The sequence below is a fragment of the Hallella bergensis DSM 17361 genome, assembly GCF_000160535.1.
Taxonomy (GTDB): Bacteria; Bacteroidota; Bacteroidia; order Bacteroidales; family Bacteroidaceae; genus Prevotella; species Prevotella bergensis.
Genome location: NZ_GG704781.1, coordinates 504,910 through 517,121, shown reverse-complemented (window position 1 = coordinate 517,121; position 12,212 = coordinate 504,910). Strand labels below are relative to the sequence as shown.

Sequence of the window (12,212 nt, the reverse complement as noted above, 5' to 3'; positions counted from 1 at the left end):
GGCGAAGAAAGACGAGCCCGTAGTTCGACGCGAGGTTGGCAAGGCTGATGCCATGAAAGAATTTAATGCTGATGGACAAACCTACAAGGTGGAGCATATTGACCAAGATCTGAAAGACGGCACGATATCTACCTATACACAAGGCAACTTCACAGACCTATGCCGTGGGCCTCACTTGGTGAGCACGGGTAGCATAAAGGCCATTAAGATTACAAGCGTAGCAGGTGCTTTCTGGCGTGGCGACGCTAATCGCGAGCAGATGACACGTATATATGGCATTACTTTTCCCAAGAAGAAGATGCTCGATGAGTATCTTTTGATGCTTGAAGAGGCCAAAAAGCGTGACCATCGTAAAATTGGCAAGGAGATGGAACTCTTTATGTTCTCCGAACGGGTTGGCAAGGGATTGCCCATCTGGCTACCCAAGGGTACACAACTCAGGCTCCGCTTGCAGGAATTGTTGCGCAAATTGCTGAAACCATACAATTATCAGGAGGTTATCGCTCCTGGTATTGGATCGAAAAATCTATATGTCACCTCCGGACATTATGCACATTATGGCAAGGATGCTTTCCAGCCAATCCGAACACCGGAAGAGGATGAGGAATATATGTTGAAACCGATGAACTGTCCTCACCACTGTGAAATTTATGCTCGCAAACCACGTTCGTACAAAGATTTACCACTTCGCATTGCCGAATTTGGAACAGTGATGCGTTATGAAAAGAGTGGTGAGTTGCATGGATTGACACGCGTGCGTAGCTTCACTCAAGACGATGCACATATCTTTGTGCGGCCTGAACAGGTGAAGGCAGAGTTCGAGAATGTAATCGATATTATCCAGAAAGTGTTTGCCATTTTCGGGTTCGATAATTACGAAGCACAGATATCCCTTCGTGATCCTAAGGATACCGACAAGTATATAGGTTCTGACGAAATTTGGGAAGAGAGTCAGAATGCCATCCGCGAAGCATGTCAGGAAAAGGGCATGAAAGCTCGTGAAGAAATTGGCGAGGCAGCCTTTTATGGTCCCAAACTCGATTTCATGGTGAAAGATGCTATTGGGCGCCGGTGGCAGTTGGGAACTATCCAAGTGGACTACAACCTCCCCGAACGTTTCAAGCTGGAATATACAGCCGAGGACAACTCGAAGCAGGTTCCTGTAATGATACACCGCGCACCTTTCGGATCACTTGAAAGATTTACTGCCGTGCTCATCGAACATACTGCGGGTCATTTCCCATTATGGTTAACACCTGACCAAGTGGCCATTCTGCCTATCTCAGAGAAATTTAACGATTACGCTCTCGAAGTAAAAAAGCATTTCGATGCAAACGATGTGCGTGCTTATATAGATGATCGCAACGAAAAAATCGGCCGCAAGATTCGTGACAACGAACTCAAGCGTGTACCTTATATGGTCATCGTAGGTGAGAAAGAGGCTAATGAAGGCTTGGTTTCTATGCGAAAGCAGGGTGGAGGCGAACAGGCTTCGATGAAAATTACTGATTTTATACAGCGCATTAAGGATGAAGTTGCCGACCAGCTGAAAGAGATTGAAAACTAAAAAGAATAATTTCACAAAAAAAATAAGGAGATAAGCCAAAGGCAGTAATGCTTTGGCTTATCTTTATTTCCGCATATAATATACAGGCCAAAAAAAGTACCAACTATAATGTCCTTGCTCAAACGTTCATAAAAGCGTTTTTAAGAATTTCTTGTAAAATAATTTGGCCTTTTAGTTTATTTTCAGTAATTTTGCACGCTGAATTGGGTTTGCTATGCCCAGTCATTAAATGTATGTCTTATTAAAATAGTTGAATGAAGAATGACAATCTGAAAAATCGGTATCGCGTGAATGGGCAAATAAGAGCCCGGGAAGTTCGCGTGGTCAGTGATGATGGTGCTGAAGTAATGCCTACCCGCCAAGCCTTGGACTTGGCTCGTCAGCAGGGGATGGATCTTGTAGAAATCTCCCCCAATGCACAACCACCGGTCTGTCGTATCATCGACTATAGCAAATTCCTATACCAGCAGAAAAAGCGTCAGAAAGAAATGAAGCAAAAGCAGGTGAAGGTAGATGTAAAGGAAATTAGATTTGGGCCCCAAACGGATGACCATGACTATAATTTCAAACTGAATCACGCCAAGCAATTCTTGAAAGAAGGCAACAAGGTTAGAGCTTATGTTTTCTTCCGTGGCCGTTCAATTTTGTTTAAGGAACAAGGTGAATTGCTGCTGTTGCGTTTTGCGAACGATTTGGAAGAATACGCCAAAGTTGAACAGTTGCCGAAGCTGGAGGGAAAGAGGATGTTTCTTTTCTTAGCTCCCAAAAAGGTAAGCGTTGTGAAGCAAAGTCAACAGAAACGAGACCGTTTGGCTGCTGAAAAGGCCGCCAAGGAGCAATCAAAGCTAAAGAGCGAAGAACAAGCTGAAAAAAACGGACTTCTTGCTAATGCCAAGGGCGGAGAGGCTTTGAAAGAGCTTGCAAGCGAGAAAGAAGAATAAATTACTGTGTGGTACCGCCAGGTATATGCGTTCCCACCTTTTATTAATAACAATAAAATTATAAAAAATGCCAAAGTTAAAGACAAACTCCAGTGCAAAGAAGAGATTTCGTTTCACTGGTACAGGTAAGATTAAACGTAAGCATGCTTACCACAGTCACATTCTGACTAAGAAGACAAAGAAACAGAAGAGAAATCTTTGTCAAACTACATTAGTTGACAAATCTAATCTGAAGCAGGTTCGCGACTTGCTCCGTCTTCGTTAATTATTAACTTTTTAGTCGAACTTTTATAGAAGAGAAATATGCCAAGATCAGTTAATCACGTTGCATCCAAAGCCAAGAGAAAAAGAATTCTTAAACTCACCAAGGGATATTATGGAGCACGTAAGAATGTTTGGACGGTAGCAAAGAATACTTGGGAAAAGGGACTTACATACGCATACCGTGACCGTAAGAATAAAAAGCGTAATTTCCGTGCACTATGGATACAGCGCATCAATGCCGCAGCACGCATCCACGATATGAGTTACAGCCAGCTGATGGGTGCACTGCGTAAGGCAGGTATTGAAATCAATCGCAAAGTTCTTGCTGACCTTGCAATGAATAACCCTGAAGCATTCAAGGCTATTGTTGACAAGGTGAAATAAAATTCAAAACGCGACCAATTTAAAGAGCGAATGACATCACTGTCATTCGCTCTTATATTTAGTTGGCTTTGGTAAGTAATTCGTATGATCTCAACATCTTGAATTGCTGGCTTTATTTCAGCCTTGTATTATCCAATGAAATATATTGCATAATAAAATTTTCAGCAACGGGAAGAAACCGGTCGTGACCTTTATTGTTTAAATGGGCGTGATCACTTTTCCCTCCTTGAAAATATATATCGCGGAACTGATCGCTGAGGGCAAATATATTACTGTTATGATAACTATCGAACACCGGTATCCCCATTGATCCACACACTTCCTTTGTTGTCCTTACAACCTTTTCAAAGCCAGGGCTGGTGTTAGCCCAAGGTGTAAACCAGAAGATATAGGATTGCGGATATTTCTCAATCAATCCCTTGCATAACTCTGTACATTTATCGCGATACAAATCAATGCTTATGGTGGAATCCATGCGTGTAGCATCGTTGTGGCCTGCTACAACGACCACAATATCAAGCGAGTCATTCATTTCTTTGTATCGATTAACCATTGAAGGCCCCCATGTCTTGAGGTCAATTGACACACAGTTTCCATTACGTCCGTAGTTATAATATTTCATTCCATGCTTTTTCGCAAACTTATAGTGCCAAGTATACTCTATAGGTTCGCGATGATTTTTAACATAGCTGTCACCTATCACGCCAATGCGATAAATGGATTTCGAATCGGATTGTGCATACATGGACAGAGTGGACGAGATAATCAATAAGATTAGAATAAATTTTCTCATATTATCAAATATTTCTTGAAAGCATTGCATTGCAAAAGTAATAAAATAGTAGCACACTGTGACATTATAAAGTAATTTTTGTAACTTTGTAAACTCAATAACAGCTATTTGTCGATGATTTCTATAGATAATTTGGCCGTAGAATTCGGGGTACGGCCACTTTTCCATCATGTAAATTTTGTGATCAATGATCGTGACCGCATAGCATTAGTGGGCAAAAACGGTGCAGGAAAATCTACAATGCTCAAGATAATATGCGGTTTGCAGAAACCAACATCTGGCAGCATCAACGTGTCTAACGACACGAGCATAGGCTATCTCCCTCAGGTGATGAAACTAACAGATGACACCACTGTACGCGAGGAAACACGTAAGGCATTTTCGTTTCATATGGAATTGAAAGCAAAGATACAAGACTTGCAACAGGAGATGGCTGAGCGAACTGACTATGAAAGTGATGATTATTTGGCTCTCGTAGAAAAGTTCACACAAGAACATGACCGTTTTATGATCATGGGCGGAGAAAACTATGAAGCAGAGATGGAACGCACACTGGTTGGACTCGGCTTTTCGTATGAAGACTTTGAACGACCCACGCGTGAATTCTCTGGAGGATGGCGAATGCGTATAGAATTAGCCAAGATATTATTGCAAAAGCCTGATGTTCTTCTTCTTGATGAACCCACCAATCACCTCGATATAGAGAGCATTCAGTGGTTGGAACGTTTTCTGGCTCAAAGTGCCAAGGCCGTAGTATTGGTTAGTCATGACCGTGCATTTATCAACAATGTAACTAACCGTACAATAGAAATCACCTGTGAACATATCGAAGACTACAAGGTTGGCTATGATCAATATGTAGTTTTGCGTAAGGAACGTCGCGAGCAACAACTCAGGGCGTATGAAAACCAACAAAAGGAAATTGCTGATACACAAGCTTTCATAGATCGATTCCGCTACAAAGCATCAAAAGCTATTCAAGTGCAGCAACGCATTCGTCAACTGGAGAAAATTGTACCCGTGCAAGTGGATGATGTGGATAATAAAAGAATGCGTCTAAAGTTTCCCCCTTGCTTGCGTTCGGGTGATTTTCCCGTCATCTGTGATGATGTGAGGAAAGACTACGGAAGTCATACGGTATTCAGTCATGTTTCGTTCACCATTCGAAGAGGAGAGAAAGTCGCTTTTGTAGGTAAGAACGGAGAGGGCAAGTCTACCTTAGTCAAGTGTATCATGGGATCAATTCCTTATACTGGTAAGCTCAAGATAGGACATAACGTACAGATAGGTTACTTTGCTCAAAATCAAGCACAACTTTTAAATGAGAGTATTTCAGTCTATGACACCATAGACCAAGTGGCTACAGGTGACATGCGATTAAAGATTAATGATCTTTTGGGGGCATTCATGTTTGGTGGTGAGGCGTCAGACAAACTGGTTAAGGTGTTATCTGGCGGTGAGCGTTCTCGGCTGGCAATCATTCGTCTTTTGCTTGAGCCAGTCAATCTATTGATACTTGATGAGCCAACCAATCATCTTGACATGCAGTCGAAAGACGTGCTCAAGGAAGCTATTAAAGCCTTTGACGGCACGGTCATCGTCGTTAGTCACGACCGTGATTTCCTTGATGGATTAGTGACCAAGGTCTATGAATTTGGCGGCGGAGAGGTTCGCGAACATCTTGGCGGCATCTATGATTACTTACGTGCACACGATGCAGAAACTGTGCATGAAGCCATTAGTTCATCCACAGCAAATCCCAAGCCACAGCCAGAGACTACCAAAAGTATGCCTGATTCAGCTAATAAAATCAGTTATCAAGAGCGTAAGGAGCAGCAAAAGAAGATTAAGAAAGCATCGCGTGCAGTTGAAGAATCGGAGAAGAGAATCTCGAAGATGGAAACTCGCCTCAAAGAACTCGATTCGCTACTGATGCTTCCGGAAAATGCTTCTGATATCGGGTTGGTTGAGGAATACACCTCTGTATCGGCTGCTCTTGATAAGGAAAATGAAACATGGATGGAACTTTCAGAAGCACTTGAATCTCTTCATGACTAACAAATGTATTTCCTTGATACTCAGCCGACCATTCCCAATCTATTTTGATTTTATCAATAATTATAAACAATATGAACGTGAAGCAATTTTTTCCAATGGTAATGATGTTTGCGCTTCCTGTGCTGGGTGTAAGTGCTCAGAGTAAATCAGGGTTAGATCTTTCTAATCTGGATAAATCGGTTAACCCGGCAGATAATTTCTACCAATTTGCTACCGGTGGATGGCAAGCCAGTCACCCGCTTCCTGCAGCCTATAGTCGATATGGAAGCTTTGATATGTTGCAGGAGAATGTAAACAAACAAGTCAACAGCATCTTATCAGACCTCTCCAAGAAGAAGTACAAAGAAGGTACGACCGAAAGAAAGTTGAGCGACTTTTACAAATTGGCTATGGATTTAGAACGTCGCAATCAAGAAGGTACATCTCCGGTGAAGCCCTTGCTCAACGAAATTGAATCTGCTGCAACCGTTGAAGCCTTGCGACAATTACAGGTCAAATATGCCAAAAGCGGCTATGGCATACCATACTCTTCCTACTTCGGAGCAGACGAAAAGAATGTCAAGATGAACATCTTCTGCCTTTATCAAGGAGGATTGACCTTGGGACAGAAGGATTGGTATGTTAACAACGACGAGGCCACTGTTGGCATTCGCGAGGCTTACAAAAAGCATATAGCCAGGATGTTCCGCCTATATGGTTTTTCTGACGACTTGGCAGAGCAGAAGAGCAAAGATGTTTTCCGTTTTGAGACCATGCTTGCCCTCATCTCCAAGAGTAATGTGGAACTGCGTGATCCTCAAGCGAATTACAACAAGATGACCTTAAAGGAATTTAAGGAAAACTACCCCAACATTCCTTTGGAGAATTTGTCTGTTGCCGAGGGTGTCAACACCGCTTATATTCAGGAAATGGTTGTAGGCCAGCCAACATTTTTCTCAGGTTATGATAAGCTTGCTGCACTCATGACCGCAGACGAATTAAAGGCCTTAATGGAGTGGGATGTAATCATGAGCTCCTGCTCTTATCTAAGTGATGAAATACGCGAAGCCAATTTCGACTTCTTTGGCAGAACTATGAAAGGGCGAAAAGAAGATTTTCCGCTTTGGAAACGAGCTACCGATCAGGTGGAGAGTGCCATGGGCGAAGCGCTCGGCAAAATATATTGCGAGCGTTACTTCCCTGCTTCGAGCAAAAAGATGATGGAAGAGTTGGTCCGTAACCTTCAAGTTAGCCTTGGACAGCGCATCGATGCCCAAACATGGATGGGCGATTCTACCAAAATCAACGCTCACCAAAAGCTTGATAAATTCTATATAAAGATAGGATACCCCAATAAATGGACCGACTATTCCAAACTCACCATTGACCCGTCCAAAAGCTTCTATGAGAATGTAATGGCCATACGACTGTTTGCTCACGACAAACACATCAGGGAGAAGGCCGGCAAGCCCGTAGACATTGACGAGTGGTACATGAATCCCCAGACCGTTAATGCCTATTATAACCCGACAACCAACGAAATATGTTTCCCAGCCGGAATCCTGCAACGGCCGTTCTTTGATCCTAAGGCCGATGCCGCATTCAACTATGGTGCTATAGGGGTTGTGATTGGTCATGAGATGACTCATGGTTTTGATGACCAAGGTCGCCAGTATGATGCAAACGGTAACCTGAATGATTGGTGGACGCCCAATGATGCCAAAGGATTTGAACAAAGAGCTAATATGTATGCAGCCTTTTTCGATGCTATCGAAGTTTTACCGGGCTTGAATGCCAATGGAAAATTTACGCTTGGAGAGAACCTTGCCGATCATGGAGGCCTCGAGGTGTCATTCAACGCCTTTAAAAATGCAACAAAAGAGAAACCTCTAAAGACTTTAGATGGGTTTACACCCGAGCAGCGTTTCTTTATTGCTTACGCCGGGGTATGGGGTCAAAACATCACCGAAGAAGAAATTCGCAACCGTGTGAAAACCGATCCTCACTCACTTGGCAAATGGCGTGTCAATGGTGCCTTACCACATATCAATGCTTGGTACGAAGCCTTTGGAGTAAAGAAAAACAACAAATTGTTTATTCCGGAATCCGAAAGATTACAGCTTTGGTAAATAAGAACAAGTAAGTTTATAGTCTAATCAAGGATGCATCATATAAATTTTGCATCCTTTTTTATTTGAATACGCCCTAATTTTTGTAACTTTGCCTAACCCATAAGTATATAGTAGAGATGCCATTACGATTGCCCGACAGATTGCCTGCCATTGAGATTCTTAAAAAAGAGAATATCTTTGTGATGAACGAGAGCCGTGCCCACATTCAGATGGTACGTCCATTGAAGATTGCGATACTCAATCTTATGCCTCTTAAAATCACAACAGAAACTGATTTGATCCGGTTGCTTTCCAATACACCCTTGCAGATGGAAGTCAACTTCATGAAACTTAAGAGTCACACACCCAAGAATACTCCTGTTGAGCACATGAAAATGTTCTACAAGGACTTTGATGTTTTAAAGCTGCAAAAGTGGGATGGTCTAATAGTGACCGGCGCACCCATTGAGCAATTGGATTTTGAAGATGTGGAATATTGGGACGAAATCAAGGAAATTTTTGATTGGGCACGCACACATGTCACCTCAACGCTTTATATCTGCTGGGCTGCTCAAGCTGGGCTCTACCACTTCTACGGAATTCCCAAATATCCACTAAGAAAAAAAATGTTTGGTATCTTCCGACAGACCCCCTTAATTCAGGACCTTCCAATTTTCCGTGGTTTCGATGATGTTTTCATGATGCCACACAGCCGCCACACGGAAATTAGGCGCAAGGATATTGAACGGGTTCCGGAATTAACCGTCATTGCCGAGTCTCCCGAAAGCGGTGTCAGCATCGTTATGGCACGTAATGGTCGCGAGTTCTTTTTCACAGGTCACCTCGAATATGCACCCGACACGCTCGACAAGGAATATAAACGAGATTTCGGCAAACGTAACGACGTTGAAATTCCGTTAAACTATTATCTCGACAACGACCCGAACAAGAGTCCGATAGTAACATGGCGCTCACACGCCAATCTGCTTTTCAGCAACTGGATCAACTATTATGTCTATCAGGAGACTCCTTATAATATTGATGAAATTGAGTAGTAACACTTGTATTTCAGAAAAGACAACCCGACAAGATGCGTAAGTTAGAACTCCTTGCGCCCGCTAAGGATTTGGAATGTGGGCTTGCGGCCATCAACCATGGTGCCGATGCTGTATATATTGGTGCCGAAAAATTTGGGGCTCGGGCTGCGGTAGGCAATTCTTTAGACGACATTGAGACCCTATGCAACTATGCTCATCAGTTTGGTGTGAGAGTCTATGTTACGGTTAACACCATTATCTACGAAGACGAGTTGAATGCAACCCAACAACTCATCATCAACCTTACGAAGATTGGTGTCGATGCCATACTTGTCCAAGACATGGCTACGTTGCAAATGCGCAAGATTGCTGTTGAGCAGACCAAACGCGCTCTGCTCCTTCATGCATCCACACAGTGCGACACACGTACACCCGAAAAAGTAAAGTGGTTACACGAACTTGGTTTCTCCCGAGCCGTTCTTGCCCGGGAATTGACGTTGCAAGAGATTCAGCAAATACACCACGCCGTACCCGACATGGAGTTGGAAGTCTTTGTTCACGGTGCACTCTGCGTGAGTTATTCGGGCGTTTGTTATGCCTCACAACAATGCTTCGGTCGCTCGGCCAACCGTGGCGAATGTGCTCAATTCTGCCGTATGAAGTTCGACTTACTTGATGCCAACGGCAAGACCATAGAGAAGGGCCGGCATTTTCTGTCCTTAAAAGACCTATGTCAGATCGATCATCTCGAAGCGCTGGCCAATGCAGGTGCCTGCTCTTTTAAAATAGAGGGCAGACTGAAAGATGTGGGATATGTTAAAAATGTAGTGTCTGCATTCAGTCAAGAACTCAACAGAATCATAGCCCAACAGCCCAAAAAGTATTGCAGAGCTTCTTACGGCAACGTCAACTACAACTTCGAGCCCAATCTGAAGAAAACATTTAATAGAGGCTTCACCACTTATTTTCTCAATGGACGACAGCCTCACATCGCATCCTTCGACACACCAAAGGCTCTGGGTGAGTATGTGGGAAAAGTGAAGGAAATCAGCAACAATTCTTTTAACGTTGCAGGGACAGCAGCATTCAGCAATGGCGATGGCCTGTGCTTCCTCAACAACAATCAAGAATTGGAGGGATTTCGGGTAAACAAGGCTGTTGGCAATCGACTCTTTCCGTTTAAAATGCCTCGTGGTTTGCAGCCAAACACAAGTCTCTATCGTAACAATGATGAAGCCTTTGGCAAGATTTTAGCTGGAATGACTGCCGAACGGAAAATTCCTGTTGAAATGAAATATGACTTGACAGCAGATGGATTTTCGTTTCGTCTTGCCTTTAAACCAAATGGGGAAGCACCCATAGTGACTGTCACTTCATCCATCGCCCTTGAGCACCAAATAGCAAAAAGTCAGCAAAGTAACAATCTTCACAAGCAATTATCCAAACTGGGAAACACACCTTTCGTTTGTAGCAGGTTGGATATCGCTACCAATGCAGCACAGTTTTTTGTTCCATCAAGCCTCCTCACCCGTCTTCGTCGTTCAGCCACCGAAGCCATGGTCAATGAACTATCGGCTCGCCACAGCCAGGTCGCACAAAATGAAATGACGCTTGCATCTGAGCCGAAAAGCTCTGCCCAGGCTAAGGCTTGGCATCCTGAATATCAACGTTTTTCCTATCTTCATAACATTTCCAATCATCAGGCTCGTGATTTCTACGCCAATCACGGTTTGACCAATTTGAAACCTGCATTAGAAGTGGAGCAGGGTAGAAATGAGAACCTCGTGATGCAGTGTCGGCATTGCCTGCGTTACAGCATGGGATTCTGTGTTCGTCACGGTGGCACGAAACCTACATGGCACGAACCTTTGTCGCTCCGTTTAGGCGATGGGCGCCGGTTTCGTCTGGAATTTAAATGTGATGAATGCCAAATGAATATTTACAGCGAAAAAGAATAATCATGAAAAAGACCTCATCACTGAAATACTCCTTCGCAATACTTGTTTCGTTGATACTTACCATGACCTTAGGATCATGTTATGAGCATCAGCGTCACAGCACTATTCCGTTCGAATTCAGTGAGCATCAGATCGATTCGTTGTCTTTTTTCTCTACCCACCACTACACCAACAACTACAACTTCGTTGTCAAGAGTGACAGCCTTGAACTCCTCCGACAGCTTCCTGAGGAGCTGATCAGTGGAATGCAAACGGATTCCTTCGCAGTCTATCAAGGAGCTCATCTGGTTGTTGCCGACATCCGTATGATTCCTACCGACTCCATAGACTCCGTGTGGGTTCAGCTTGCTAATGACACATCAGCCTTTGGATGGACACGTGAGAACAAGTTGCTGGAAAGCGTGATGCCCGATGATCCTATTTCCGAATTTATTTCCGACTTTTCCAACTCCCATGTTCTTATTTTTTTAGTTATCATTGTTGTAATCGCTGCCAGCTATTTACTGTGGAATATGTTCCGACGCAATGCTCGCATTGTGCACTTCAACGATATCAATTCTTTCTATCCCACCGCACTTTGCCTTATCGTAGGCACATCTGCCACGCTCTATGCCGCTATCCAGACGTTTTTCCCACAGATGTGGCAACATTTCTACTATCACCCTACGCTCAATCCTTTTTCCGTACCATTTGTCTTGGGCGTCTTCCTGTCTTCCGTATGGGTTATGCTCATCATGGCTTTAGCCGTAATCGACGATGTGCGCCATCAGTTGCCTTTCGGCGAAGCAGTTATCTATCTTGGCGGCCTGGCAGCCGTATGTGCGGTAAATTACATTGTCTTTAGCATTACAACATTATATTATGTGGGCTACATTCTTCTTGTCATCTATTACTATTACGCCATCCGGCAATATTACAAGCACAATCGGGCACACTATGTTTGCGGCAACTGTGGAGCCAAACTTCAACACAAAGGAACGTGCAAATATTGCGGCTCAGTAAATGAGTAAGTTATTCGACGAGATAATACACCCTACTTGAGGAATTGAATGTATATTTCCTAATAAATAAGGATTGTTAATTCCAATAACAATCCTTAATTTTGCATATGTATTATCTA

The 12,212-nt window shown here is 43.3% G+C and carries 10 protein-coding genes; 9 read left to right on the top strand and 1 reads right to left on the bottom strand.

The window, feature by feature from the left end; all coding sequences use genetic code 11:
- The 4 genes from thrS to rplT form a co-directional block, all read left to right on the top strand.
- Positions 1 to 1,567, top strand: a 1,567-nt coding sequence (gene thrS / locus HMPREF0645_RS06105) for a threonine--tRNA ligase (RefSeq protein ID WP_007174044.1), incomplete at its 5' end; no start/stop codon positions are given.
- 254 nt (positions 1,568 to 1,821) lie between these two features.
- Positions 1,822 to 2,508, top strand: a complete 687-nt coding sequence (infC, locus tag HMPREF0645_RS06100; protein ID WP_007174043.1) for a translation initiation factor IF-3 — start codon at positions 1,822 to 1,824, stop codon at positions 2,506 to 2,508.
- A 67-nt stretch (positions 2,509 to 2,575) separates the two neighbouring features.
- A complete protein-coding gene (gene rpmI / locus HMPREF0645_RS13330) occupies positions 2,576 to 2,773 on the top strand; it encodes a 50S ribosomal protein L35 (protein WP_007174042.1) in 198 nt (65 codons plus the stop codon).
- A 38-nt stretch (positions 2,774 to 2,811) separates the two neighbouring features.
- A complete protein-coding gene (gene rplT / locus HMPREF0645_RS06095) occupies positions 2,812 to 3,156 on the top strand; it encodes a 50S ribosomal protein L20 (RefSeq protein WP_007174041.1) in 345 nt (114 codons plus the stop codon).
- A 112-nt stretch (positions 3,157 to 3,268) separates the two neighbouring features.
- Here rplT and HMPREF0645_RS06090 read toward each other — a convergent pair whose 3' ends face one another.
- Positions 3,269 to 3,949, bottom strand: coding sequence for an SGNH/GDSL hydrolase family protein (locus tag HMPREF0645_RS06090; protein ID WP_044123438.1), 681 nt, complete (start codon positions 3,947 to 3,949; stop codon positions 3,269 to 3,271).
- Between the two features lie 114 nt (positions 3,950 to 4,063).
- Here HMPREF0645_RS06090 and HMPREF0645_RS06085 point away from each other — a divergent pair, with 114 nt between their 5' ends.
- The 5 genes from HMPREF0645_RS06085 to HMPREF0645_RS06065 all read left to right on the top strand — a co-directional run bounded on the left by HMPREF0645_RS06085 (position 4,064) and on the right by HMPREF0645_RS06065 (position 12,102).
- Positions 4,064 to 6,007 carry an ABC-F family ATP-binding cassette domain-containing protein gene (locus HMPREF0645_RS06085; protein ID WP_044123340.1) on the top strand — a complete coding sequence of 648 codons (1,944 nt, stop codon included), beginning with the start codon at positions 4,064 to 4,066 and terminating at the stop codon, positions 6,005 to 6,007.
- 71 nt (positions 6,008 to 6,078) lie between these two features.
- Complete coding sequence (locus tag HMPREF0645_RS06080) at positions 6,079 to 8,115, top strand: M13 family metallopeptidase (RefSeq protein ID WP_007174038.1); 2,037 nt, start codon at positions 6,079 to 6,081, stop codon at positions 8,113 to 8,115.
- 119 nt (positions 8,116 to 8,234) lie between these two features.
- Positions 8,235 to 9,152 (top strand): homoserine O-acetyltransferase MetA, encoded by a 918-nt coding sequence (gene metA, locus HMPREF0645_RS06075; RefSeq protein ID WP_007174037.1) that lies wholly within the window; start codon positions 8,235 to 8,237, stop codon positions 9,150 to 9,152.
- Positions 9,153 to 9,187: 35 nt separating this feature from the next.
- Positions 9,188 to 11,092: a peptidase U32 family protein gene (locus HMPREF0645_RS06070; RefSeq protein ID WP_007174036.1), complete on the top strand. Its 1,905-nt coding sequence runs from the start codon at positions 9,188 to 9,190 to the stop codon at positions 11,090 to 11,092.
- A gap of 2 nt (positions 11,093 to 11,094) precedes the next feature.
- On the top strand, positions 11,095 to 12,102 hold the full coding sequence (locus HMPREF0645_RS06065) for a TFIIB-type zinc ribbon-containing protein (protein ID WP_044123339.1): 1,008 nt from the start codon (positions 11,095 to 11,097) through the stop codon (positions 12,100 to 12,102).
- Positions 12,103 to 12,212: the final 110 nt, after the last annotated feature.

What these genes read in the sequence shown, in the direction of transcription:
- metA (WP_007174037.1), top strand. Translation starts at nt 8,235, where the DNA reads ATGCCATTACGATTGCCCGACAGATTGCCTGCCATTGAGATTCTTAAA.
- rpmI (WP_007174042.1), top strand. Translation starts at nt 2,576, where the DNA reads ATGCCAAAGTTAAAGACAAACTCCAGTGCAAAGAAGAGATTTCGTTTC.
- HMPREF0645_RS06080 (WP_007174038.1), top strand. Translation starts at nt 6,079, where the DNA reads ATGAACGTGAAGCAATTTTTTCCAATGGTAATGATGTTTGCGCTTCCT.
- HMPREF0645_RS06070 (WP_007174036.1), top strand. Translation starts at nt 9,188, where the DNA reads ATGCGTAAGTTAGAACTCCTTGCGCCCGCTAAGGATTTGGAATGTGGG.
- infC (WP_007174043.1), top strand. Translation starts at nt 1,822, where the DNA reads ATGAAGAATGACAATCTGAAAAATCGGTATCGCGTGAATGGGCAAATA.
- HMPREF0645_RS06085 (WP_044123340.1), top strand. Translation starts at nt 4,064, where the DNA reads ATGATTTCTATAGATAATTTGGCCGTAGAATTCGGGGTACGGCCACTT.
- HMPREF0645_RS06090 (WP_044123438.1), bottom strand. Translation starts at nt 3,949, where the DNA reads ATGAGAAAATTTATTCTAATCTTATTGATTATCTCGTCCACTCTGTCC.
- HMPREF0645_RS06065 (WP_044123339.1), top strand. Translation starts at nt 11,095, where the DNA reads ATGAAAAAGACCTCATCACTGAAATACTCCTTCGCAATACTTGTTTCG.
- rplT (WP_007174041.1), top strand. Translation starts at nt 2,812, where the DNA reads ATGCCAAGATCAGTTAATCACGTTGCATCCAAAGCCAAGAGAAAAAGA.